Source organism: Dolichospermum sp. UHCC 0406, assembly GCF_009712025.1.
Taxonomy (GTDB): Bacteria; Cyanobacteriota; Cyanobacteriia; order Cyanobacteriales; family Nostocaceae; genus Dolichospermum; species Dolichospermum lemmermannii.
The window spans coordinates 16,040-41,918 of record NZ_VILA01000005.1 but is presented as its reverse complement, the minus strand read 5'-3'; the positions used below and the strand labels follow the sequence as shown (position 1 = coordinate 41,918).

Sequence of the window (25,879 nt, the reverse complement as noted above, 5' to 3'; positions counted from 1 at the left end):
GACAACTGACAACTGTACGGGCGAAGCATTTGGAGAACTATTTTTGGCAATGTCCGATAATTTATCTTCCAAATGCTTCGCTGTACGGGCGAAGCATTTGGAGAACTATTTTTGGCAATGTCCGATAATTTATCTTCCAAATGCTTCGCTGTACGGGCGAAGCATTTGGAGAACTATTTTTGGCAATGTCCGATAATTTATCTTCCAAATGCTTCGCCCCTACTAACAACTGACCAAATATAAAACCATGCTTAACACTCCACCTAAAGGGTATCAGGTGGGGTATTTTATCCTCAAGGGTGTGTGTCACAATTATTAGCAGTTCTGATTATTCAGTTAACTCAAGTTTGAAGTGGGAAAATTCAAGCTAACTTGAAAGTATTGGGCTATCAGAAGTAGCTTATTTCTTTTCAATCAGCAATCCCCAATTGAATTTTCATTTTTTGGGCATCTTCTCAATTCAATATATTTGTACAGAATTCTAAAAGTAGGCGTTAGTGATGGAAGTAATCTATCAGTATGCCTGGCTGATTCCAGTATTACCTCTCTTGGGAGCAATGCTGGTCGGTCTAGGGCTAATCTCGATAAATCAGGTGACAAACCGCCTGCGACAGTTGAATGCTGTAGTTATTATCTCCCTCATGGGAGCTTCTATGGCACTGTCGTTGGCTTTGCTGTGGAGTCAATTTCAAGGCCATGCGTCTTATCTTTGGACTGTGGAATGGGCATCAGCCGGGAATTTTCACCTGACGATGGGCTACACTATTGACCACCTGACATCTCTAATGCTGGTGATTGTCACCACAGTAGCCGTTTTGGTGATGATTTACACCGATGGCTACATGGCGCATGATCCGGGTTATGTGCGGTTTTATGCCTATCTCAGCTTGTTTGGCTCTTCCATGTTAGGTTTGGTGGTCAGTCCCAACCTAGTACAAGTTTACATTTTCTGGGAATTGGTGGGGATGTGTTCCTACCTCCTAGTGGGCTTTTGGTATGACCGCAAAGCCGCAGCAGATGCTTGTCAAAAGGCATTTGTCACCAACCGCGTCGGTGACTTCGGGTTACTATTGGGCATTTTGGGGCTGTTCTGGGCGACAGGCAGCTTTGATTTTATGGTGATGGGCGATCGCCTATCCAACCTAGTAGAAACCGGCTCTATTAGCAATTTCCTCGCCATTCTGTTGGCAATTCTCGTCTTCCTTGGCCCTGTAGCTAAATCTGCCCAATTCCCCCTCCATGTCTGGCTACCAGATGCCATGGAAGGTCCTACACCTATTTCTGCCCTAATTCATGCGGCAACAATGGTAGCGGCGGGTGTATTCCTAATTGCCCGGATGTACCCAGTATTTGAAAATGTCCCAGCCGCAATGAACGTAATTGCTTATACTGGCGCATTTACAGCGTTTTTAGGAGCAACTATCGCCATTACCCAAAACGACATCAAAAAGGGTTTGGCTTATTCCACCATTTCCCAACTTGGTTACATGGTCATGGCTATGGGTGTGGGCGCTTACAGTGCGGGATTATTCCACCTCATGACCCACGCTTATTTTAAAGCGATGCTATTCTTGGGTTCTGGTTCGGTAATTCATGGCATGGAAGCAGTTGTTGGTCATGACCCTGTATTAGCGCAGGATATGCGCTTAATGGGGGGACTGCGGAAATATATGCCCGTGACAAGTTTCACGTTTTTGATTGGTTGCTTGGCCATTGCGGGGATTCCTCCCTTTGCTGGTTTCTGGTCAAAAGATGAAATTCTCGGCGCGGCTTTTGCTGCTAACCCTTTCCTGTGGTTTATTGGTTGGGTGACAGCAGGGATTACAGCTTTTTATATGTTTAGAATGTATTTCTCAACATTTGAAGGTAAATTCCGGGGTAATGACGAGAAAATCAAGGTAAAACTCAAAAATGCGGCTGCTGCTTTGGCTGAAAAGTCAGGGACATTAGAACTAGTGCCTAATTTTGGACCTGGGGCGATGAAAAAGGGAGAATTGGCAAGTCACTCCCATGACTCCCACAGCCATGAGCCTCATGAGTCTCCTTGGACGATGAGTTTACCGTTGGTGGTGTTGGCTATTCCTTCGATGTTGATTGGTTTGGTGGGGACTCCCTACGCCAATTATTTTGAGCAGTTTATCTTTCCTCCTACCGAAACTTTGGCGGAAGTTATGGAAAAGGCTGCGGAATTTGACCCCCATGAGTTTTACATTATGGCGGGTAGTTCTGTGGCTGTTTCTGTGATTGGGATTACTTTGGCGGTGCTGATGTATTTGGCTCGTAAAATTGATCCTAGTGCGATCGCTAAAAATATTCAACCACTCTATGATTTATCCTTGAATAAATGGTACTTTGATGATATTTATCATCGTGTCTTTGTTCTCGGTTTGCGTCGTGTGGCTAGACAAGTTATGGAAGTTGATTTCCGTGTTGTTGACGGCGCTGTTAATCTCACGGGTTTCTTTACTCTTGTCAGTGGTGAAGGTTTGAAATACTTGGAAAGTGGTCGGGTTCAATTCTATGCTCTGATCGTTTTTGGGGCTGTTTTGGGCTTGGTGATTGTTTTTGGTGTTACCTGATTTTAATGGGGGCGGTTTGTCCGCCCCTGGATTATGAAGGTTTCGCGCAAAGTCGCTAAGGAGCAAAGGCGCAGAGTTAATGAACCACGAAGGGACGAAGGAAGCGAAGGAAGAAATAGGGTGATTGCGTGATAAACTTAAATTACTAATGTTACTGAACTTTAACTTGACAAAAATATCAAAAGGGTAAAATACATAATGAAAAGTATGAAACAACTAGAAAAACATGGTTTAGATTTTGAAAAAATTAAAGCCTATCAGGTACTTTGTTTACCTGAGAATATAGAAACAGCTTCAACAGAAGAAGAATTAATAGATACTGCCCATAATGCAAACTTTTGCAAACTTTTAAGAGAAGCAGGAATTAAGTGTGCAAATTCTTATGATCTGGGGTTAGAAACGGTAGAATTGGAACGTAGAGGTATAGAATTATGGTTTGGTGTAACCTATATTTTAGATAAACTAGCCATACCAGTCTTAACTGCGGTTATATCCAGTTTATTAACACTTGAACTTCAGAAAAAGCAAAATTTTTCAACAAAAAGTATAGAAGGGGAAAATAATAATAAAATTCATATTGAATTGAGAATAATAGAAGGAAATAATATATATCGTTCTATAAACTATGATGGAAATTTTGAAGACTTTCAGAAAATTATCAATGATATTAAGAATGTCAATCCAAAGGATAATAACAACTAAAATCAATGAAGATAATTTAGATGAAGAAACTTATAAATATTTCTATAAGTGGTATAAATTAATTATAAATAAAAAATATGAAAGAGCAAAAAAATTATGCCTAAATTTTATTAATTTTTGTAAAACTACTATTGAACTTAGTTATTGGGGAGAAATAAATATTAATTATAACAAACTTCTTATTTCTGCAATTCTATTTAGAGGTTTGCAAGAATTTTCATATCTCAAACAAATAATGAGAGATAAGGAATGGAATAAGTCTCACAAAGAAGTTAATTACAATTGGATAGTATTGCAAGACTGTAAAGATAGACTTGGCTTTGTCTATCAGTACCTAAGTGAAACTGAAATAATAGATATTGTGTTAAATGATATACAATCAATAGATAAATTTTTTGAAGTTTCTTTTGGAATTGGAAAATATATAAGCCCGGAGATTTTGATGAAGAAATCAATCTGTAATATTTGTAGTCAAGACGTAAGGTCTTGTCATCATATAAGTGGAAGGATTTACAATGGAAGAATTTGTTATGGTTCACCAGTTGATCCTTTGATTAGGGCTATTTCTTTAGTTGATGTACCCAGAGATTTAAGGTGTAGAATTTGGGACTGGCAAGTAGAAGGCACAATACTAAAAGATGTATGTATAATGACATCTTTTGCCGTAGATGATTTCCTTAATCAGGATAAATATCAAAAGGTAGGAATATTTTGTTCATTAGTCATCAATAATGATGGAGTTAGTCTTATTGAAATTAATACAAAAAAATAGTTTGTAGGATGCGTTAGAAGCGCGAAAATATTATGAAATATAGATTAAATTATGAGCGCGACGTAACTCACATTAATTCATGAGATTAAATTTAATCAATTTTGGTGCATTACGCTTCGCTTAGAGGATGTTTGAAAACTTTCTCGTGTGGGATCTGACACCCGCATATCCCCCTAAATCCCCCTTAAAAAGGGGGACTTTGAGGAATTTAGCCCCCCTTTGTAAGGGGGGTTGGGGGGATCTCGATTAATTCTGATACTTTTCAAACATCCTCTTACACACCCTACTGTCTGAATCAGGATATCCAGGATTTAAGGATGTAGAGGATGTAGAAAAAACTCATCTTTAAAACCTGAAATATTCTCAGATAAATATTCATAAAAAATCCTGTAAATCCTCTAATCCTGGAAATCCTGATTCAGACAACTAAGCATTTTCAGGATGAAGAAAAAACTCATCTTAAAAACCTGAAATATTCCCAGATAAATATTCATAAAAAATCCTGTAAATCCTCTAATCCTGAGCATCCTGATATGGCTTGCGCCACGCTACGCTATCAGACAATTAAGCATTTTCAGGATGTAGAAAAAACTCATCTTTAGAATTTTATTTACTTAAATTTGGAGGAAAAGCAACATCCTCATAAACATCAGCGAGAGGACAAGAAAAATTCACACTGGTTAATTCTAATTGTTGATTTCCTCTATAGCTATAAAGAACCCATCTTTCTTCGGAATTGCGCCGGAAACAATCAATTCGTTGCCGATTTTGACTAACTAAAACATATTCTTGTAAAGTGTCTAATTCTTGATAATCACTAAATTTATCACCTCTGTCTAAGGCTTCTGTAGAAGGTGATAAAACTTCAATGATTAAACTCGGATATCGTTTAAAATATTCAAATTGTGTATCTCTTGAATCACAAGTTACCATAATATCAGGATAATAGAAAATATCTAGAGATTCAATTCTTGCTTTCATGTCAGCGACGTAAAGCCGACATCCTGTACCACGAATATGATTTCTTAAAAGGGCAACTAAGTTAGCAGTAATTGTTACATGGGCATCACTAGCACCAGCCATTGCGTAAATTTGCCCTTGGATATATTCATGTTTAATAGGGCTAGATTTTTCAGCTTGTAAGTATTCTTCTATGGAAATATAGGGTTGAAATTGGCTAAGAGTCATATATTTTTACGGTTACTATGAGATAGTTGTAATTTTTCTAGTATAGCAATTATTAATATTTTTTATTTCTTGCAAAGGCAAAGGGGCAAACTAAAAATCAAACCCGAAACAAAGGTATTTTTGTCATTTACCTATTGACAAATGATAGATTTCCAGGATTTAAGGATGTACAGGATGTAGAAAAAAACTCATTTTTAAAACCCGAAATATTCCCAGATAAATATTCATAAAAAATCCTGATGTCTATTTATGCTAAGTGTACAGACTGAAACACCTACCTCATTGTCAGTTTATTTATAATTACACTTTCTCTTTTGCTGGTGGCACAATACCCAACTTATTTAAACCTGAATCAATATCTCTCAATAACTTAAAATCATCCTCCGGCAAAGAATAGCTATTACTACTAACTAAACCCCCAACAGGCTGTTTTTCTAAAAACGCAAATGCTTGACGAAATTGTTGTGGTTCGACTTTAATCGGGGCATTAAAATGACAGGGAATAATCCATTGAAAATCCCAACTGGCAACTTTATTAGCCCAATTTATTGTTTCTGTGGGTGCGCGATTTAAAATCAAACTTTGTAAAATTGGGGCAACAAATATCCGCCCATTTCCTTGTAAAATATCAAATGAATCTTGCCAATTTTCCCGCCATTGGAAGGGGAAAAACCCGAAATAGGCTTTTCTCGAACGTTCTGGAGCTTTTTCGGCATCACGCCATACTTCACCCCATGTAGGTACTTCTAACACACTGGGACTGAAATACAAGGCAAATAATGTGATTCGCTGCCACCCTTTACGGCGGTTTGCTGAGGTATCTGCAACGATGTCAAAGGCTTTATCCTTCGCGTGGTAGAGTAAGGGATAGGGGTCAAGTTGGACAATTGCAGGTGGCTCTGCTGGTACTGAAACTATGGTATCTGTAACTAAGAGAATGTGCGATCGCTTGTGGAAAAAAACCACCTCTGCAAACTTACCCAAACCCAAATCAATCGGTCCGATGGTTGCATAATCAAAATCTTCAGCAAAAGGGGCTTCCTGGCTATTTTCAGGCAGTATATGAGTCCGTTTACCGGGTAAACCCAACCAACTCAAAGGCAGATTGATCGGAAAACTCCATTGTCCGGGAGCGACAAATACCTGTGCAGTGGGAAAGCGTCGCGCAAATGGACCAACGAATACTTTATGTTCTATTCCTGATATCGTGGGCAAAATAATATACTTAACATCACCGTGTTCTGCTACCAACTCATTCAGCAAGCGAACACATTCTCCCGTTGGTGCGACAGGTGCATAAACCAGCAAACCGCCCTGTTCCAGCTTAACTACAGTCATGCGAATTGGCACAACTACATAGAAAATTCCCTGCAATTGATCAAAGGTCCAGATGGTATCTTTGACAACTTCTTTACGGATAGTATGCCGTTGACCATAAGGGTAAATTGGCACAACAGGCCAAAACCGCCATGAAAAATCCTGGGGATAAATTTGTTCTACGTCTTCACTTTCCACCACTTTGCGAACCTCTCTCAATTCCCAATACTCAGATTTTTGTTGCCTTGACAAAATTGGAGTTTAGCAAATTATGGGGGTGATCAACATAAGATTTCTGACTTCTTAGAGAAGTTGGGTTTCTAAGCATGAGAGATTTTTATATTTATTTCATATCCCAGCTTGAGTTAATACCTCACTTAAATCAACAACTAAATCTAAATTTTCCGCCCATTCTGTTAAATAACCATAATCCAAAATTTCTGCTTGTAACTTAATTATCCCCAAAACATCGCGCCATTGTTTTTCTGATTTACTTCCCTTTCCCCAGCGAAGTTTCTGTAAAATAATATCTTCTGCTGAAGCTATCCAAAAAGCAGGTATTCCATCTAAATCAACTAATATTCTCCGCTGCATTTGAGATATTGCAAAAGGTGAATTGTCAGTAATATATATATCAGCATTAGCAATAGTTTCTGTATGGGTAATATTCAACATATTTCCCAAACCTTGTTGCAAATCTTCTACCGCACCTGCTGGACAATAATATCCAGATGCTTCTAAAGTTTTTACCAGTAAATCTATTTGATTTGGTTTAAATTCTATCACCAAATCTAAATCACGAGTAGAACGTGGTTCTCCATGAATAGAACTAGCAACACCTCCACTTACATAATAATCAATATTAATTGATTCAAAAAGTTGATGTAGTTCTCCTGCTAAAGAAATTGAATCTTGAATCCACATATTTTCCTTAATACCTTTTGGTTGAAAATCAGGAGTAAATTTTTCTCCTAACACAGCACGGGTAAATAAATTACGAATTTCCTGTATAGTTGAATTGCGATTTCGAGATTTAATTCCTATCAGACATAGTTTTTTTACTCCTCGTTCATGGCTAATAAATCTTTCTATGCGTTGTTTTAATGATAGTTGTCGCCATTTTTGAAAGAAATAAATATCAGCTTCTATTGCTGTATCTTGGCTTTGGGGTTGATACTTGGATTTGGTAAGAGTTGGGAAATATAATCTTGATTTTTCTAGCATTGCTAATTTTATAGTATTCTTGAATATTGAGTATTTAACCTGTAACTTACATTATACTCAAAATATCACGTTTTTCTGATGTAGTGCTTATGTGCGTGTGATTGATGCTTGAAAAGTTAAATTATTAAATTTTATTGAGAGAATGTTTTAAAAAATACAAAACCTGTTACACTGAAATACATAATTAGAGATTAAATTTAAATTGCATAAAGTCACATGAAATTACGAGCAATATCAGACCTCAAAAATAAAATTATTCTTGGGGATAATTTATCTGTACTCAAACAAATAGAAGATGATACTTTTGATTTAATCATTACTTCACCACCATATTTTCAGCAACGTAATTATGGAAATGGTGATTTAGGTATTGGTAATGAAACAACTGAATCAGAATATTTAAAAAATATCCTCACAGTTTTTGGGGAATGTGTGCGCGTTTTAAAAAAAACTGGAGTAATAGTTTTTAATTTAGGAGATAAATATATCAACGGAAGTTTATCTCTAATTCCTTATAAATTTGCAATTCAAGCCACCCAAAATCAAAATATTTTTCTTATTAATCAAATTACATGGTCAAAACTCAATCCTACACCACGTCAAGATAAAAGAAAATTAATACAAGCTACAGAACCTTTTTTCATATTTGCTAAATCAAAAGATTATTATTTTAATTTGGATAATTATTTACAACACTTGGATAGTTTTAACAAAAGCGTTAAAAGTAAACCCTCTGATAAATTAGGTAAAAAATATGTGGAATTAATCAAAAATTCTGATTTAAGTGAAGAACAAAAAAATAATGCTATTAAAGCATTAAATCAAGCTATTTTAGCAGTACACAATGGAGAAATTGAAGGATTTAGAATGAAAATTCATGGTGTACATAAATTAGCTTATGGTGGACAAGATGGAGGAAGAAATAACCAAATCAAGAATAATGGTTTTACTATTATTAGAATTTTAGGAAACACGATGAAAAAAGACATTATTGAAAGTCCGGTAGAGATTACTAAAAATAATCATCATCCAGCAGTTTATCCGATGTATATTATTCAAGAACTGATTAAATTATTAACTCAACAAGGTGATTTTGTCCTTGATCCTTTTTGTGGTAGTGGTACAACTTGTATCGCAGCTAGAAATTTAAATAGAAATTATTTAGGAATTGAAATCAATCCTGATTATGTAAACTTAGCTAATAACCGTATGGAAGAATCTGATTCTCAGCAGCAGGAATTATTTATATGAAAAATAAAAATAAATATAGTCAAGAAATTGCCGCATTAGAGAAATGCTATCAGCAAGCACTTGAATTAGTTAAAAATCAATCATTTACAGAATTTGATCAAGAAATAAGAACTTGTGTAGATATTTTTATTCAAAAAATAGAAACCGATAAATCTTTAATTCAGGTAATTATTACCAGTTTACTCAAGAAAATAATTAAACCAGAGCAAGATATCAGATTACATCAAAAGAAATTTCCTAATGGATATTATGCTAGAGGACTTGATAACAAAGTAACTATTCCATTCTTTAAAGAATATTTTCCAAGATATGCTAATAAGGAAACTGGTTTTTTAACTAAAGCAACACGCGCAGACATTATCTGGAATTTTGAGGAGGGATTTAAATTACCATTAAGGAGTAAAAGCTTAGTTACACCTTTTTTACAACTAATTGATAAAATTGAAAATCAAACAATTGATATTGAAAATTGTTTAGTTTATATCTTAGCACAATTATATCTTATTTCCCAATCTCAAGAAATAGTTTTTACAGAAACTTTAGAAATTGTTAATTCTGTAAATATTATCAATATTAATACAGTGCTGAAAATGGTAGAAAGACATTTTGAAGAACCTTTAAGTTCTAGATTACCAGTAATTGTAATTTTTGCTATCTATAAACAAATATTTAAAACTGTCCGCAGATTTGAAAATAAAGTATTACTACCTTTAAATGTTCATACTTCTGCTGATAAACATGGTTATGGTGATATAGAAATAAGGGATAACCATAACAATCCCTTTGAAATATTAGAGATAAAACACAATATTCCTATTGATAGAAATATGATATTAGATATAGTAAAAAAATCTGCAAATACAACAATAAAAAGGTATTATATTCTAACTACATACAAAGACTGTTTTCTTAATAAAGATGAAGAAAAATATATTAATGAATTGATTTTGAAAATTAAAAGAGAACGTGGGTTAGAAATTATTGCTAATGGTATTGTGAACACCTTAAAATATTACCTGCGTTTTATAGAAGATTATCATGAATTTATCAAAACATATACAGAAGAATTAGTAAAAGATGCTAAAAATTCAACAGAAGTTAAAGATTCTCATATTCAAGCTTGGCAAATAATTTTACAAAAATATATATAGTAGTGTGACCCACAATCAGTATTACTAATAAATAGTGGATTAGGACGCATTAACATTATTCTATTTTTTAGATATTTGTTTTTATCTCACCTTGTCTGAAAAATATTCTGCACCATTTTCTTCTCTACCCTATCAGCAGCATTATCCAACTCTACCACCTCACCATCACTCAAAACCCACCCCAAAGCCCCAATATTCTCCTTTGCTTGTTTCAAACTTTTAGCCCCAGGAATGGGAATTGTGCCTTTACTAATGCACCAATTAATAGCCACTTGAGACATAGTTTTATTTCTCGTATTTGCTATTTCTCCCAAACAGCCTAAAAGCGGCTTCATTCCTGGTAATAGCTGCTTACATAAAAAACCGCGAATACCTTTAGGAAAACTGCCATTTTCCGAAAACTTCCCGGTTAATAAACCCAACCCTAAAGGACTATAAGCAATTAATGCAATTCCCAAATCATCACAAACTTCCTTTAAACCTAATTCCGTCACAGGATAAGTAGATAAAAGCGAATATTGTACCTGCAAAGTTTTAATCGGTATACCTCTTTCCTGAAATCTTTTATGTACCCATAAAAGTCGTTTTGTACCATAATTAGATAAACCCACACCTTTAACTAAACCTTGCTCATATAAATCACCTAAACCATCTAATAAACCCACCTCTTGCCAAGGTGCATAATTAGCAGTAGACCAGTGCATTTGCACCAAATCAACATTGCGTCCTAATCTTTTTGCCGAGGCATGACAAGCTGATATAATTGAATTTCTAGTCCATCTCCAAGGGTATGCAGCTAACTTAGTAGCAATGCAAATATGCTCTTGATTTAAGCCTTGATATGCTTGGGCAAATTTTCCTAAAAGTAACTCACTGCGTCCCTTTAACTTGCCAGTACCGTAGGAATCACCCGTATCAAATAATGTAATACCATTGCCAATACAGAGATTAAAAACCTCTTGTAATTGGTTATCCATACTTTCATCGTACCCCCAGAGTAGTTGATTCCCCCAAGCCCAAGTACCGCAACCCATGAGAGGGAGATTTAATAAATTGTTAGTTAGCATATTTAGGCAGTTGTTTAAAGTTGTCCCAAAACTCATTATCAAGGAATAAATAGGTCAATACTATACCACTCATGTAATATATTCTTACAGCAGTTTTCATGTATTAGACCACAATCTGAGTTAATCTCTTTCTTTGCGTCTTTGCTCCTTTGCGTCTTTGCGCGAAAATACCTTTAATTTTTTGCAGACTTTTCAAAGATAAAAAATAAATGCCCATTATTATTTGTCCGGGAATCCATGAACCAGAATTAACTAAAAGCTTTATCCAAGGGTGCTTGAATCAAAGTCATCAAAACTCCGTAGATATACTGGTTTATCCTGAACAGGGTTATTTAACTTTATCAACATTTCATATTTTACATTTTTTGCACAATCGCCTCGGTAATAAGTTAAAATCGCCTGTTATATTCTTATGTTTTAGTGCTGGTGTAATTGGAGGCATAGGTGCAGCCACAGCGTGGCAACTTTTGGGCGGTCATGTGCAAGCCTTCATTGCTATTGATGGTTGGGGAGTCCCTCTAGCGGGCAATTTCCCGATTCATCGTTTAAGTCATGATTATTACACCCATTGGACTTCAGCTTATCTCGGTATGGGAGAAAACAACTTTTATGCCGAGCCAGCAGTTGACCATTTATCAATGTGGCATTCCCCCCAATCTGTCCCAGGCCAATGGGTAAATCCATCATTGGGGTTCTCTCCCACCAAAAACTACCTCAGTGCATCTGAATTTCTCAATTTCCTCTTAGAACGTTATAACAAGAAATATTGACTATTTATTCCCCATTCCCAAGTATCTGATGTTTCCCACTGAACCTACTGCTGTTAATAACGGTTTTACCGGACTGCTGAAAAACCGGGGTTTTATGCTCCTGTGGATTGGTCAACTAATTTCCCAATTAGCTGATAAGGTATTCTTTGTCTTAATGATTGCCTTACTGCAACTCTATTTACCCCCGAATCAGATAGGCGGTGATGCACGCTTCTATTTGTATATGGCATTTACCGTACCCGCAATATTGTTTGGTTCTGCCGGTGGTGTGATCGTTGACCGTGTGCCAAAAAAACTGATTATGGTGGGTTCAGATGTGGTACGGGGGATATTCATGCTGTTAATTCCCTTCCTGCCACGAGAATTTGGGATACTTTTATTCTTCACCTTTTCTATCTCCACCGTTACCCAGTTTTTTGCCCCAGCAGAACAGGCTTCAATTCCCCTGTTGGTAAGAAAAGAAGGTTTAATGGCTGCCAATGCCTTATTTAGCAGCACAATGATGGCTGCATTAATTATTGGTAATGCGGTGGCTACTCCGATGTTGAATTGGTTTGAAACCTTTAATAAGGGCTTTGGTAAAGAATTGGTCGTTGGCTGCTTATATCTAATTTCTGCCGTGATTATGATGCCGATTCAGTTTCAAGAACACAAACGGATTCACGAAGAAACAGCCGCAATTAATCCCTGGGCTGAATTTTTGTTAGGACTACGCTATCTCAAACAAAATCGGCTGGTATGGAATGCCATGCTACAAATAGTTACATTATACTGCGTATTTGCCGCCCTGATAGAATTAGCCATTGGTATGGCGGCTAGGTTACATTTAGCACCAGAAGAATTTAGCTCTTTCGTAGCTGCGGCTGGGGTGGGTATGGTAATAGGTGCGGCTATTTTGGGGAATTTTGGACATAGACTATACAATAAACCCTTGCCTTTAATCGGATTTTTGATGATGGCGGTTTCATTAGGTTTATTCATTTTTATTGATAACCAACCCCTAGCATTAGGACTTTGTATTTTCTTAGGCGTGGGTGCAGCTTTTGTCAACGTGCCAATGCAAACTTTGATTCAACAACAAACACCACCAGAAATGCACGGTAAGGTATTTGGCTTTCAAAATCATGCCATTAATATTGCTCTTACAGCACCCTTGTTAATTACCACAAAGCTAGTTAATGCCTTTGGATTATCAGCGGTATTGTTGGGAATGAGTATAGTTGTCGGGGCTGTTGGTGTCTGGACTTGGCAAAATACTCGGCGGGTATTGCAAGATGTGATCTAAAAATTGTACAATCATAATCCATTCTTAACGCTAATAAATCCGGCTTTCTCTGCAATTGTGAGAATTTTTACATTAAAATGAAGTTTTAAATACAGAATCTAAGCGTTAATTTTAGCTATACTTTGAGGTTAACTGTGGTTTCGTCTTCTCAAATCAGTCTCCCAAAATCTGAAAATAATCAGCAGTCTCCCGTATCTAATTCGTCAGTTCCCTCACCAAAACGGGCATCTGGCGGTTTCGCGTTGATAGATAGTCTTATCCGTCATGGTGTTGAGCATATTTTTGGTTATCCCGGTGGTGCGATTCTACCGATTTATGATGACCTCTATAAAATAGAAGCTGGGGGTACGGTCAAACATATCTTAGTTAGACATGAACAAGGTGCTTCCCACGCCGCCGACGGTTACGCCCGTGCTACTGGTAAAGTAGGAGTATGCTTTGGTACTTCCGGTCCTGGGGCAACCAACTTAGTTACGGGTATTGCTACGGCTTACATGGATTCTATCCCCATGATTGTGGTTACGGGACAAGTACCAAGAGCTTCCATTGGTACAGATGCTTTTCAGGAAACAGATATTTATGGAATTACCTTACCCATTGTTAAGCATTCTTATGTAGTCCGTGATGCCAAAGATATGGCGCGGATTGTGGCTGAAGCTTTTCACATTGCCAGCACTGGTAGACCTGGACCTGTTTTAATTGATGTTCCCAAAGATGTAGCGTTAGAAGAATTTGATTATGTGCCTGTGGCACCGGGTTCAATTAAGTTACCTGGCTACCGTCCCACAGTCAAGGGAAATCCGCGCCAAATTAATGCGGCAATTCAATTAATTAGAGAAAGTCGTCGCCCATTGTTGTATGTTGGGGGAGGAGCGATCGCCGCTAATGCCCACGAAGAAGTCAAACAACTGGCAGAATTATTTAATCTCCCCGTCACTACTACCTTAATGGGTATCGGTGCATTTGATGAACATCATCCCCTGTCCTTGGGAATGTTGGGAATGCACGGCACAGCCTACGCTAACTTTGCCGTTACAGATTGCGATTTATTAATTTGTGTTGGGGCGAGATTTGATGACCGCGTGACAGGTAAATTAGACGAATTTGCCTCTTTAGCCAAAGTCATTCACATTGATATTGACCCCGCAGAAGTCGGTAAAAACCGCGTTCCCCAAGTTCCCATTGTGGGGGATGTCAAAAACGTCTTAAAAGACTTATTACGGCGATGTCAAGACGCAAATACCAAAGCCACACCTAACCAAAACCAAGAATGGTTAAACTTAATTAACAGTTGGAAACAAGATTATCCTCTGATTGTCCCCCATCATGCCGACAGCATTTCTCCTCAAGAGGTAATTGTTGAAGTTGGTAGTCAAGCCCCCCACGCATTTTATACTACAGATGTTGGTCAACATCAAATGTGGGCAGCCCAATTCCTCAAAAATGGTCCAAGACGCTGGATTTCTAGTGCGGGTTTAGGAACAATGGGTTTTGGTGTTCCTGCGGCTATGGGTGCAAAGGTGGCATTCCCGGACGAAGAAGTAATCTGTATCAGCGGTGATGCCAGTTTCCAAATGTGTTTGCAGGAGTTGGGAACGTTAGCACAATATGGCATTAATGTCAAGACTTTGATCTTAAATAACGGTTGGCAGGGCATGGTGCGGCAGTGGCAGGAAGCCTTCTATGGACAGCGTTATTCATCTTCTAACATGGAAGTCGGAATGCCTGATATTGAGCTTTTAGCACAGGCTTATGGCATCAAGGGGATGGTAATTACTAAGCGGGAAGAATTGGCAGATAAAATTGCCGAAATGCTGGCACACAATGGCCCTGTAATTGTGAATGTCCACATTACCAGAGATGAAAATTGCTATCCCATGGTAGCGCCTGGTAAGAATAACTCGCAAATGGTTGGTTTACCTAAGCCAACACCAAGAACCGCAGTTGAATCAATTTCTTGCAGCAATTGTGGGACTCAAAACCAACCTAACCATAATTTCTGTTCTGATTGTGGAACAAAGTTGTAGTTAGATTTTGTAGGGGTTTAGCATGATGCTTTACCCTTATACAGAATTGTAATTTATGATTTTAAGCAACATCAATTAAGTAGGTGAACGGAAAAAACCGTAGACGCGGAGCGGCTTCTCGAAGAGTAATATGTAACGAAAAGTAAAGTCCAAAAATAGAGAACCTTTTAAGGTTTTGATACTCCTGACTCTGGCTGAATTAAAATAGGTATTCCTCCCTTTTCAGAACCGATAACGACAATTTTGGAATAACATAAGGAAGAATTTACAGCATATTTCATCTGAGTTAGGTACAGAAATTAGGAGCTTAGTTTGCTTTTCCAGAAGTTTTTACAGATGATCTTCCAAGGGAAAAAACTAACACCTCAATTAACGAAGGCATCACAATTTTCCCATAAATAATGTATAATGTAATGTATACACTAAATATACTTCTAAATTGTGTCAACCAAAATTCGCAAGCAGATTTATATCCAACCACGTCAAGAACATCTACTCAAAGAGATTGCACAACAAACAGGTATAAGTGAAGCCGAGATTATCCGTCAAGCCATTGACCTTCATCTTGGTGAAATCACTGTCCCCCAAACCGATATCTCACTGTGGGAAGCCGAAAGAGAATTTATTGCACAAATCAAAACTCGACCTGTTCAAGCTGGAGGTAGAGACTGGAAGCGGGAAGACCTTTATGAACGGTAGAGTTTTTATTGATACTAATATGCTAGTGTACATCTACGATCCATTAGATACCACAAAACAGGAACAAGCGATCGCAGTTGTTGATAGGTTAATTCGTTCGGGGAAAGCAGTAATTAGTACCCAGGTGATAGGGGAGTTTTTTATGGCTACAACCCGCACTAGACGCTCGCTTTTAACTCCTGCTGAGGCATTGGTGCGAATGCGTAACTACTTAGCTATTTGCCATATTGTTGATATGACAAAATTAATCTCCCTAGAAGCGATTCGTGGACTAGAAACCCATAACTTTAGTTTTTGGGACGCGCAAATTTGGGCAACAGCAAGACTCAATCAAATTGAAGAAATTTACAGTGAAGATTTTCCATCAGGTGCAACTGTTGAGGGTGTAAAGTTTACAAATCCTTTTAAACTGAGTCAGTAACTCAGGGCTAAAGCCACTGAGCTTGTAAGAAATTGCAAGCTGTACTGACCAGACCACCCTGAGCGTAGTCGAAGGGTAGCCGTTATTTGAGTCACGACACCTCGGAATGCGTTGCTAGTTCCCCGCTCTGTCGCTGTAAGCTAAACAGTTTTAAAGTCACTGAAACAGTGCTTACAGCCTAACAAGCTCTTATAACAGGTCGAAGCTAACATTACCCAGAAATGGAGGGACTTATGTCCAAAACATTAGTATTAGACACAAACAAAAGACCATTAGATCCAATTCATCCAGCGCAAGCTAGACAACTATTAAGAAACAAAAAAGCAGCCGTATTCAGACAATTCCCATTCACAATTATCCTCAAAGAATCACGTCCAGATTCACCAGTATCACCTCTAAGATTAAAGATTGACCCTGGTGCAAAATTCACAGGAATGGCATTAGTTAACGACTCGACTGGAGAGGTTGTATTTGCAGCCGAATTAAAGCATAGAGGTTTTGTAATTCGAGATGCTTTAACTTCTAGACGACAACTAAGACGTTCTAGACGTGCCAGGAAAACCCGTTATAGACAACCAAGATTCTTGAATAGAACCCGTCCAAATGGATGGTTAGCACCAAGTTTACAAAGTCGAGTTGAGAACATCAAAACTTGGGTTAAGAAGTTACGGAAATTCGCACCAATTGAAGCTATTAGTCAAGAATTGGTACGGTTTGATATGCAGTTAATGGCTAATCCTGATATTCAAGGTAAGGAGTATCAGCAAGGTACTCTTGCTGGTTACGAAACTAAAGAATACTTACTAGAAAAGTGGAATAGACAATGTGCCTACTGTGGAGTGAAAGACGTTCCCTTCCAAGTAGAACACATTCATCCTCGTGCAAAAGGAGGTAGTAATTCAATTACAAATCTGACATTGAGTTGCGAGAAATGTAATACCAAAAAAGGAACTAAGGATATTAAAGACTTCCTCAAAAAAGACCCAACAAGATTACAGAAAATCTTGAAACAAGCTAAACGTCCTTTGGCTGATGCAGCCGCAGTAAACGCGACTAGATGGGCATTATTTAGAGTTTTGAAAGATACAGGACTACCAGTAGAAACAGGTTCAGGAGGTTTAACAAAGTTTAATCGTAGTCAACAAAATCTAGCAAAAACTCACTGGATTGATGCGGCTTGTGTTGGTCAATCAACCCCAATTCTAACCATCAAGGGGATTAAACCATTGTTGATTGCTGCTAATGGTCACGGTTCTAGACAATCTTGTAGAACAGACAAGTTTGGTTTTCCTTCTAGATACGTTCCACGGTTTAAGTTTGTTAAAGGTTTTCAAACTGGCGACATTGTAAAAGCAGTAGTAACAGCGGGCAAGAAAGTAGGTGAATATTTTGGGAGAGTTGCTATTAGAACTAGTGGAACTTTTAATATCTCGACCAATAGCGGATTAGTTCAAGGAATTAGTCACAAATATTGTTTAGCAACTCATAAAAAGGATGGATATAGTTATGCCAATTAAAAAGACCACGGCGATTAAAATCGCTCGTGTCGCTTCCCTCTCAGGTCTAAAGACGCGCTCGTTTCCCACTTACCGCGAGGTCTTATGATTAATTATCGAAAGTCCAAGTTTACCAGAACAACATTGATTTTTCCTGATCTTCCTTTGCGTCTTTGCTCCTTTGTGCCTACCCTGCGGGATCTCTAAGAGAGATTGCGCGAAATAAATCCATGAAATTACCATTAATTAAATATCCTATTTTGGGGATAATCAGTCTGTTATTATTAAGTATTAATATTCAACCCGTATTTTCCAATTCTCCCCCTACTCTAATACTGGCACAAAACTCAAATAGCAAAGCAGCTACAGAATCGTTAAATCAAGGACTACAAGCAATTCAACTAGGACAATTAGAAGCAGCAATTACCGCTTTTCGTCAAGCTATTAAACTAGATCCTAAATTAGCAGCAGCGCACTATAATTTGGGTTTAGCACTACGACAATCGGGACAGTTACAACCTGCGGCAGATGCTTTTTATCAAGCTACCCAAGCCGATCCTCAATTTGCTTTAGCTTTTGCAAATTTAGGTGGAGCGTTATTAGAAGGAAATAATTTAAAATTGGCGCAAGATTATTTAAATCAGGCTTTGAAGTTAAATCCAAATCTGGGTTTTGCCCACTATAACATGGGGTTAGTTAAGGAACAGGAAAAAAATTGGGAAAGTGCGATCGCCTCTTTTCAAAAAGCCAGAACAATGAGTCAAAATGCTCCTGAACCAGCCTATCATTTAGGGATCTGTTATTTGCAACAAAGGAAAATTGAGCAAGCAAAAGCAGCTTTTAATCAAGCAATTAAAATCAATCCTAAATACGCAGAAGCACACTATAATCTTGGTTCAATTTTATTTAACCAGGGTAAATTAAGCGAAGCTTTAGCAGCTTTCAGAAAATCAGCCGCAGCTAACCCTAATTATGCTAATGCTTATTATGGTGCAGGGTTAGTTTTTATGCAATTAAAGCAGCATAAAGAAGCTGTGCAAGTCTTCCAATATGCCAGAGATTTATATAATATTCAAGGTAATTTGCAGTGGGTGAAAAATTCCCAGCAGTTATTACAAGAAGCGCGAAAATTAAATAAGTAGCGGCATTTTGACAAAACGTCTCTACTCACAACAGAGGATTTTATCAGCTTTTAGACAGATGAATAAATCTCAGGGAATAAGTAGAAATTAATTAAATAACCAACAGAGTCGAAAAATGACTAAAACCAAAACTCAAGAACCCATTAGTAACTTAGAGTTTGATTTTATTAGTGTGCTGCATACTGAATCGGTAGCAGTTCAAGCTTGTCAGTAACCCAACCCTAAAGGGACTGGGCTTGTAAGAGAAATCAAGCAAGCCGTACTGACCAGACCACCCTGAGCCTAGTCTAAGGGTAGCCGTTATTTGAGTCACGACACCCCGGAATACGTAGCTAGTTCCCTGCTCTGTCGCTTGTGATTAAACAGTTCTAAGGTCACTGGAACAGTGTTGCAAGCTCAAGCAAGCTCTTATAACAGGTCGTTCGCGCCAGCGTGCCGGAGGCATCTAGCTAACATTACCCCAGAAATGGGAGTTGGTTTCCAGGTTCCAATCAAAAATCTGGTTTCAATTTTAATATCCACAGCGGTTAAAACCGCTCGTGTCGGAAGCTAATTCTCAACCCTGTGTAGAACTGTTCCAAAAATTACGGCAATCAGAAATTGAACAAGCACACGAAATTCGTCATCATCTGCAAGAAGTTATGCAGCAAGGCAAGATGTAGTTAATGCTGGGGGCAGGTTCATACCCACCCCTAACAATTAACGAATATACTCTTTCAGTACACTATTCCGATTAGGATGGCGTAGTTTACGGAGTGCTTTAGCTTCGATTTGGCGAATGCGTTCGCGGGTAACATTGAAAATCTGGCCGATTTCTTCCAGAGTTTTCATGCGACCATCATCTAAACCATAGCGAAGTCGGAGAACGTCTCTTTCACGGGGACTGAGACTATCTAGGACTTTTTCTAGGTCTTCCCGCAGCAGGTTCTTAGAAACTTGATCTTCTGGTGTTTCGCCATCAGATTCGATAAAATCACCTAAACGGGAATCTTCTTCTTTACCGATAGGTGTTTCTAAGGAAATTGGTAACTGGGCAGATTTGGCAATAAACCGCAGTTTCTCGATGGTCATTTCCATACGAGTTGCAATTTCTTCTTCTGTGGGTTTGCGTCCCATTTCTTGGGAGAGGAGTTTGGTAGTTTTCTTAATCCGAGAAATGGTTTCGTAGAGATGAACCGGTAAACGGATAGTGCGGGACTGATCAGCGATCGCTCTTGTAATTGCTTGACGTATCCACCATGTAGCGTAGGTAGAAAACTTATAGCCTTTTTCGTGATCAAACTTTTCAGCGGCACGAATCAAACCCAAACTACCCTCTTGAATCAAGTCTTGGAAGGACAAGCCCCGATTCATGTATTTTTTGGCAATGGAAACTACAAGCCGCAGGTTAGATTGTACCATTTTGTCCTTCGCTCTGCGGCCAACGTGCAGCCGATAACGAAAGGTCGGTAATGGTAAGGATACTTCTGCTGCCCATTCACTGTCTCTAGGATCGCGTTCTAGGCGTTCACAAAGCCTTTCCCTCGCTCGTTCTAGTTCCAGTAATTCAGCAATTTTCCGCGCTAATTCAATTTCTTCGTCTGCGCGTAACAAACGAATCCGCCCAATTTCTTGCAAATACAAACGAATGGAATCTTCGGTGTAGTGCTTTTTCTTGGCAATTGGTGTCCGACGACGCGATTTAGCGGCTTTTCCAGACTTTGCGTCGTCCTCATCAGACTGAGGCTCTAAAAAATCATCAATTTCGCCGTCATCAGTCAGCAATAAGTCCTCTTGTTCTTCTATTAAGAGTGCTTGTAATTCGATCTCAGGCGGATTTATCATTTCTAGGTCAGGCTGATAAATATTATCGAGTACGTTGTTAGCCTGGTTCATGCCGCGTTCCTCATGCTCCTTGCAGAATCAGTTACTCAAGACATTTTGATTACTTTTGGCATTAAGTAATCTCTAAAACCGAAAATTAGGGTTTGGCTGATTACCCTCAAAATATTTTCGGTGATTTTTTTCCTGTTTTATGCAGGATGGTTTAGTAAAAGTGGCAAATATCACTTTTTAGTGAATTGCTCGCTTTTTAAATTGTCATTCTTGGTAATTCCCCATGTCACTTTTGATTGAGCAAATCTATAGCCTAGATCCATTTTTTTTCAAAAAGTTTCCTGATGGAGATACAAGTATATGACATTTGGCAAATTTAACTGTAAATACTGTTCCAATTGTAGCCTGTTTCACAAAAATTGCCCTCTTTTTGTGCATTATTTATGAACTCATTTACTAAGATTAAGCCACCTTTATCAAAAAGACATTAAAAATGGTGGTGATACCATTAAATCTTGTTGAAAACTTTTTGGTTTGACAGTGGCATTCTCATTAAATTAAAAGGTAGGCACACTTTTATAAAACTTACACAAATTGTTCCCAACCGCACAAATAGTATTTATGTTCTGTTGTAACTTCACCCGAGGACGGGTAATTGTTTACAGAAATTAGTTCTGGTTGAACTAATTGGACATATTCACTTTGGCGCTAGTGATTGGTTTTTGTTTCCAGGAACTAACCCTTGTATATGCTATACCAAGAACCTGAACTAAGGAGTTAAAGTTATGGCATATTTTTAGCTGGGTAAAAGATGAATTGAGATTTCTCTCAATTTAGCCTTATTCACACATTAGCGCAGAGTTGAGATTTCTACCCTGTGCAACTTGACAAACTGTTCCTATTGTATACAACGATATTTTAATCAGGTGATAAATAATATTGTTGCTAAAGTTACCTAATGATCTATTTAAGTAATTTTGCGTATGCCAATTGTGATTCTGAATACTTCTGATTTTAAGAAAGCGGCTGTCATCTGGTTATGAAAAGTTTTGTGTATGCTTACCAATCTTTGCTTTGTAGATAATATCTAGTTGCGCTTTCTAAGCATAGCAAATGCTTTCCCTATTTGTGGAGAAAATTTGTGATTTTTAGTGAAAAAGTTATGGGAACAGGGAACAGGGAACGGGGGAGGTAGAAACTTAATTACCAATTCCCCATTACCCATTACCTTAGATATCTAAATCTGTCATATTCAGTTTAGAACCATAAGTTTCAATGAATTCCCGTCTTGGTGCGACGCGATCGCCCATTAAGATGGTAAAAATCCGATCAGCTTCGGCTGCGTCTTCAATTTCCACTCGTTTGAGGGTACGGGTTTCTGGATTCATGGTGGTTGTCCACAGTTGTTCTGGCATCATTTCTCCCAAACCTTTAAAACGTTGAATGGTATAGTTAGCATTGCTGGGAAGAGTACCTAGATGCTGTTGCAATTCCCGTTCGCTGTAACAATACTGATAATTTTTTCCTCGTTCTACTTTGTACAGTGGAGGACAAGCAATATAGATGAAACCTTGTTCAATCAATGCCCGTTGATAACGATAGAAGAAAGTCAACAACAACGTGCGGATGTGCGCTCCATCTACGTCAGCATCGGTCATCAAGACTATGTGATGATATCGTAATTGTCCAGCATTAAATTCTTCACCTTTTACACCTAAACCGAGTGCAGTAATTAACGATTGAATTTCGTTATTTTTATAGATTTTAGAGTCGTCGGTTTTTTCGATGTTGAGGATTTTACCACGCAAGGGCAGAATTGCTTGGGTGCGGCGATCGCGTCCCTGCTTGGCGCTATTGTGAACAAATACACCACTGGACAAAGCGAAGTTATGTGTTTGCGGAACTTCGATATCGTAAACGTCTACCTGTTCTGCTAAACGTTCAATACTGACAATGCGGTGATTGTAATTAGCAACAGCTTCATAAGCTAATGCTGGATTACCATCAAAGTAACGTTGACAAAAACTATCAAACCGTAATAAAGACTTGTCTTTTGTCTGTTGACGGTAAGTATTATAAGCTTCTAAATCAAGCTTACCTTGCTCAACTTCAATCTGCTTGAGGACAGTAATAATTTTGCGATAGTAGGTTTGCTGCAAAGTAGCATGACGTTGGGCGCGAAATTCAGGTGTCCATTGTTGCTGTGTTTTTTCTCGCCGCCATGTCAATAAAGCTTCATTTTCCCATTGTTCCTTAGCCAAAACTGATTGAGTTTCACGGGCTTGGGGATTATTCGCAAAATAGGTGCTAACTCTTTGGGATTGGGCTAAACGGTTGGCTTCATCACTCCAATAGTCTTGCTGTGCTTGATTGAGGCGTTCATGGTTTTCCTGACGATAAGTTTCGTTATTGTCATAAAACTCTCTCCATTTGCCCAGCATATAGCTTTGATAAGCTTCATCTTGCCATTGTTCCTTAGCTTGTGCTGACAAAATTTGCTGCGTTTCCGGCTGCTGCATTCTTTGACTCATCTTGGCACGAAATTCTTTACCTTGACGAGTTTTCCGGCTCTTTTCAATTACATCTTGACGATGTAATGTTTTTTCAATATGAGCGCGATGCAAAGCTAAGTGGGACTCAACCGATAACCGCTGTAAATTGGTAGGATTGTTATTGCGTTTGTTGAAATCAATATGATGGCAATGTTCTCCGTCTGTTAGCTGATAAACACCTAAATAACGGTTATACCAATCCGCTAAGGTATGGGTGAACAACCAAGAATCAGAACGGGGATTCCAAACCATTTCATAACCATTAATGGTAATCCCTGGATTGTTTATATCAGATATTTGCTGATATAGGGGCATGAGGGAATCATCAGGGGTTAAAAATGCAGCTTGCTTGTAGCTGCCATCGCGTAACATGAAGCGATGATCCGGTGTGCAAACAATTGTTTCGCCATTATCTAATGTTACCTTAATGACTTCAGCATTGGCTTTAGTCATGCGGGGGTTAATAATCCGTTCTACCCCAATAGTGCCATCATTACGAATGGTGTAGCAAAAATGCTCTTTGCCGATTGCTTGTTCGGCGACGATTTCTTTAAAACTGAGCGATCGCCCATCAACTAATGCTACTAATGTATCACCATGAAAACAGCCACCAGCAGAATCGCCTTCCACGATGTATATTTCAGACTCGGCAGGGTCACGAGAGCTACAATCTGCTAATTTACCAGGTAGAGGAGAAGATTCTAATACTGATTTCCGACGGACTAATTCCCGCGCATGACGGGCAGCTTCAGCAGCTTTAAACGCTTGGATAGCTTTATCTAAAATAGCATCAGCGATCGCGGGATGAAAGTCTAGATATTCAGTGAGAACTTCACCCACGAAAGAATCAACAATCCCGCGAACTTCAGTATTTCCCAGTTTAGTTTTAGTTTGTCCTTCAAATTCAGGATCAGGGACTTTAACAGAAATTACAGCCGTTAAACCTTCACGAACGTGTTCACCACTGAGGTTAGATTCACCTTCTTTAATTTTATTGCGTTTGCGAGCGGTGGCATTTAATGTCCGAGTTAAAACTGCCTTTAAACCTTCTAAGTGCGTACCACCATCAATAGTCCGAATATTATTAGCAAAGCCGAGGACATTATCTGTGTAAGCATCCGTACACCACTGCAAAGAAACTTCTACCTGGACGTTGTTACGTTCCCCTTGCACATAGATAATTTCTTCATGAAGTGGTTGCTTTTCACGATTCATGTAGGCGATATATTCCTTAATACCGCCTTTATATTCGTAAGTTTCTATTCTCGGTGTGTCGCTTTTCAGGATTTCTAAACGATGATCCGTAAAAATAATTCTGACACCTGCATTCAAATACGCCAACTCGCGCAAACGACCTGATAAAGTAATGTAATCAAATTCTATGCTGGTGGTAAAAATTTGTGTATCTGGCTTGAAGGTAATAGAAGTACCCGTTCTATCTTCTTCATAAGGCGTTGCGACCAATTCCGTAACGGCGAAACTGCGTTCATATCGCTGGTTATGTACCTTGTGATCACGCCAAACCGTAACTTCTACAAACTCAGACAGGGCGTTAACAACGGAAATACCCACCCCGTGTAAACCACCGGAAACTTTGTAGCCACCACCACCAAACTTACCACCAGCGTGGAGAACAGTTAACACTGTTTCTAAAGCTGATTTCCCGGTTTTTGGGTGGATGTCTACGGGAATACCCCGACCATCATCTGTTACTGTCACAGAACCATCAGCATTGATATCCACTTCAACATGGGTACAGTGACCAGCTAAAGCTTCATCAACAGAGTTGTCCACTACCTCGTAAACTAAATGGTGGAGTCCTCGCGGACCTGTAGTACCAATGTACATCCCTGGTCGTTTGCGGACGGCTTCCAGACCTTCCAGAACTTGAATCTGATCGGCACTGTAACTGCTCGTCATGAAAATTCTCCTGATGCTTGGGGTTAATATCGCCAAAAGGCGAAAAAAGTTAAATCACCCCAATAGTATATCACAAAAGCCTTCCTGCCGTCTGTAGCGCAATTTAATGAGAAGTTTATATAGGGGTTATCACCCTAGTACCGCAGGGCGGAAGTCAAAAGTCAAAAGTCAAAAGTCAAAACTAATATACAGTAGGCTTTTTGGCGATTGAATATGGTTGCTTTATTTACGCCGTGATGTACTAGTGATAATTGGCAAGAAAATTCCCTATTTTTCGTTCTTTTCCCCACTGACAACGAACAACTGACAACTGTACGGGCGAAGCATTTGGAGAACTATTTTTGGCAATGACCGATAATTTATCTTCCAAATGCTTCGCCCCTACTAACAACTGACAACTGTACGGGCGAAGCATTTGGAGAACTATTTTTGGCAATGACCGATAATTTATCTTCCAAATGCTTCGCCCCTACTAACAACTGACAACGAACAACTGACAAC

At 38.5% G+C, this 25,879-nt stretch carries 22 protein-coding genes; 13 read left to right on the top strand and 9 right to left on the bottom strand.

Annotated elements, in window-relative coordinates; translation table 11 throughout:
- Positions 1-61 precede the first annotated feature (61 nt).
- On the bottom strand, positions 62-310 hold the full coding sequence (locus FJR09_RS05850; RefSeq protein WP_254433044.1) for a hypothetical protein: 249 nt from the start codon (positions 308-310) through the stop codon (positions 62-64).
- A gap of 190 nt (positions 311-500) precedes the next feature.
- Here FJR09_RS05850 and FJR09_RS05845 point away from each other — a divergent pair, with 190 nt between their 5' ends.
- The 3 genes from FJR09_RS05845 (at position 501) to FJR09_RS05835 (ending at position 4,053) form a co-directional block, all read left to right on the top strand.
- Positions 501-2,579, top strand: coding sequence for an NAD(P)H-quinone oxidoreductase subunit 5 (locus FJR09_RS05845; RefSeq protein ID WP_168653462.1), 2,079 nt, complete (start codon positions 501-503; stop codon positions 2,577-2,579).
- A 207-nt stretch (positions 2,580-2,786) separates the two neighbouring features.
- Positions 2,787-3,281: a hypothetical protein gene (locus FJR09_RS05840; RefSeq protein WP_148279066.1), complete on the top strand. Its 495-nt coding sequence runs from the start codon at positions 2,787-2,789 to the stop codon at positions 3,279-3,281.
- Positions 3,253-4,053 carry a hypothetical protein gene (locus FJR09_RS05835; RefSeq protein ID WP_015081042.1) on the top strand — a complete coding sequence of 267 codons (801 nt, stop codon included), beginning with the start codon at positions 3,253-3,255 and terminating at the stop codon, positions 4,051-4,053. Before FJR09_RS05840 ends, FJR09_RS05835 begins: the two co-directional genes overlap by 29 nt.
- Positions 4,054-4,659: 606 nt before the next feature.
- On the opposite strand, the gene FJR09_RS05830 is transcribed toward FJR09_RS05835, so the two are convergent.
- From FJR09_RS05830 to FJR09_RS05820, 3 genes are all read right to left on the bottom strand, one after another.
- Positions 4,660-5,241 carry a Uma2 family endonuclease gene (locus FJR09_RS05830; protein ID WP_168634012.1) on the bottom strand — a complete coding sequence of 194 codons (582 nt, stop codon included), beginning with the start codon at positions 5,239-5,241 and terminating at the stop codon, positions 4,660-4,662.
- Between the two features lie 300 nt (positions 5,242-5,541).
- Positions 5,542-6,759, bottom strand: a complete 1,218-nt coding sequence (locus tag FJR09_RS05825) for a DUF4336 domain-containing protein (protein WP_015081044.1) — start codon at positions 6,757-6,759, stop codon at positions 5,542-5,544.
- Positions 6,760-6,906: 147 nt separating this feature from the next.
- Positions 6,907-7,782, bottom strand: coding sequence for a hypothetical protein (locus tag FJR09_RS05820; RefSeq protein WP_015081045.1), 876 nt, complete (start codon positions 7,780-7,782; stop codon positions 6,907-6,909).
- 216 nt (positions 7,783-7,998) lie between these two features.
- Between FJR09_RS05820 and FJR09_RS05815 the strand changes: the two genes are divergently transcribed.
- Together FJR09_RS05815 and FJR09_RS05810 are read left to right on the top strand one after the other, a co-directional pair.
- Positions 7,999-9,033, top strand: a complete 1,035-nt coding sequence (locus tag FJR09_RS05815) for a site-specific DNA-methyltransferase (protein WP_015081046.1) — start codon at positions 7,999-8,001, stop codon at positions 9,031-9,033.
- Positions 9,030-10,184: a hypothetical protein gene (locus FJR09_RS05810; protein ID WP_015081047.1), complete on the top strand. Its 1,155-nt coding sequence runs from the start codon at positions 9,030-9,032 to the stop codon at positions 10,182-10,184. Before FJR09_RS05815 ends, FJR09_RS05810 begins: the two co-directional genes overlap by 4 nt.
- 86 nt (positions 10,185-10,270) lie before the next feature.
- Here FJR09_RS05810 and FJR09_RS05805 read toward each other — a convergent pair whose 3' ends face one another.
- Positions 10,271-11,251, bottom strand: coding sequence for an aldo/keto reductase (locus FJR09_RS05805; protein ID WP_015081048.1), 981 nt, complete (start codon positions 11,249-11,251; stop codon positions 10,271-10,273).
- Between the two features lie 209 nt (positions 11,252-11,460).
- Here FJR09_RS05805 and FJR09_RS05800 point away from each other — a divergent pair, with 209 nt between their 5' ends.
- The 8 genes from FJR09_RS05800 to FJR09_RS25780 all read left to right on the top strand — a co-directional run bounded on the left by FJR09_RS05800 (position 11,461) and on the right by FJR09_RS25780 (position 19,753).
- On the top strand, positions 11,461-12,021 hold the full coding sequence (locus FJR09_RS05800) for a hypothetical protein (protein ID WP_168653461.1): 561 nt from the start codon (positions 11,461-11,463) through the stop codon (positions 12,019-12,021).
- A gap of 28 nt (positions 12,022-12,049) precedes the next feature.
- Positions 12,050-13,306 carry an MFS transporter gene (locus FJR09_RS05795; protein ID WP_168653460.1) on the top strand — a complete coding sequence of 419 codons (1,257 nt, stop codon included), beginning with the start codon at positions 12,050-12,052 and terminating at the stop codon, positions 13,304-13,306.
- A gap of 134 nt (positions 13,307-13,440) precedes the next feature.
- On the top strand, positions 13,441-15,333 hold the full coding sequence (gene ilvB, locus FJR09_RS05790) for a biosynthetic-type acetolactate synthase large subunit (RefSeq protein ID WP_148764448.1): 1,893 nt from the start codon (positions 13,441-13,443) through the stop codon (positions 15,331-15,333).
- A 441-nt stretch (positions 15,334-15,774) separates the two neighbouring features.
- Positions 15,775-16,032, top strand: coding sequence for a ribbon-helix-helix domain-containing protein (locus tag FJR09_RS05785; protein ID WP_015081052.1), 258 nt, complete (start codon positions 15,775-15,777; stop codon positions 16,030-16,032).
- Positions 16,022-16,453, top strand: a complete 432-nt coding sequence (locus FJR09_RS05780) for a PIN domain-containing protein (RefSeq protein ID WP_168651676.1) — start codon at positions 16,022-16,024, stop codon at positions 16,451-16,453. Before FJR09_RS05785 ends, FJR09_RS05780 begins: the two co-directional genes overlap by 11 nt.
- 233 nt (positions 16,454-16,686) lie before the next feature.
- Positions 16,687-17,970 carry an RNA-guided endonuclease IscB gene (iscB, locus tag FJR09_RS05775; protein ID WP_015081054.1) on the top strand — a complete coding sequence of 428 codons (1,284 nt, stop codon included), beginning with the start codon at positions 16,687-16,689 and terminating at the stop codon, positions 17,968-17,970.
- Positions 17,971-18,179: 209 nt separating this feature from the next.
- A complete protein-coding gene (locus FJR09_RS05770) occupies positions 18,180-19,091 on the top strand; it encodes a lipopolysaccharide assembly protein LapB (protein WP_015081055.1) in 912 nt (303 codons plus the stop codon).
- A 539-nt stretch (positions 19,092-19,630) separates the two neighbouring features.
- A complete protein-coding gene (locus tag FJR09_RS25780) occupies positions 19,631-19,753 on the top strand; it encodes a hypothetical protein (protein ID WP_256369731.1) in 123 nt (40 codons plus the stop codon).
- 37 nt (positions 19,754-19,790) lie between these two features.
- On the opposite strand, the gene rpoD is transcribed toward FJR09_RS25780, so the two are convergent.
- From rpoD to FJR09_RS25010, 4 genes are all read right to left on the bottom strand, one after another.
- Entirely contained in the window at positions 19,791-20,966 is a 1,176-nt protein-coding gene (gene rpoD, locus FJR09_RS05765; RefSeq protein WP_015081056.1) for an RNA polymerase sigma factor RpoD, read from the bottom strand.
- Positions 20,967-22,135: 1,169 nt separating this feature from the next.
- Complete coding sequence (gene gyrB / locus FJR09_RS05760; RefSeq protein WP_168653459.1) at positions 22,136-25,378, bottom strand: DNA topoisomerase (ATP-hydrolyzing) subunit B; 3,243 nt, start codon at positions 25,376-25,378, stop codon at positions 22,136-22,138.
- 241 nt (positions 25,379-25,619) lie between these two features.
- A complete protein-coding gene (locus FJR09_RS05755; protein WP_015081058.1) occupies positions 25,620-25,793 on the bottom strand; it encodes a hypothetical protein in 174 nt (57 codons plus the stop codon).
- Complete coding sequence (locus FJR09_RS25010) at positions 25,738-25,878, bottom strand: hypothetical protein (protein WP_235081862.1); 141 nt, start codon at positions 25,876-25,878, stop codon at positions 25,738-25,740. Before FJR09_RS25010 ends, FJR09_RS05755 begins: the two co-directional genes overlap by 56 nt.
- Between the last annotated feature and the right edge of the window lies 1 nt (position 25,879).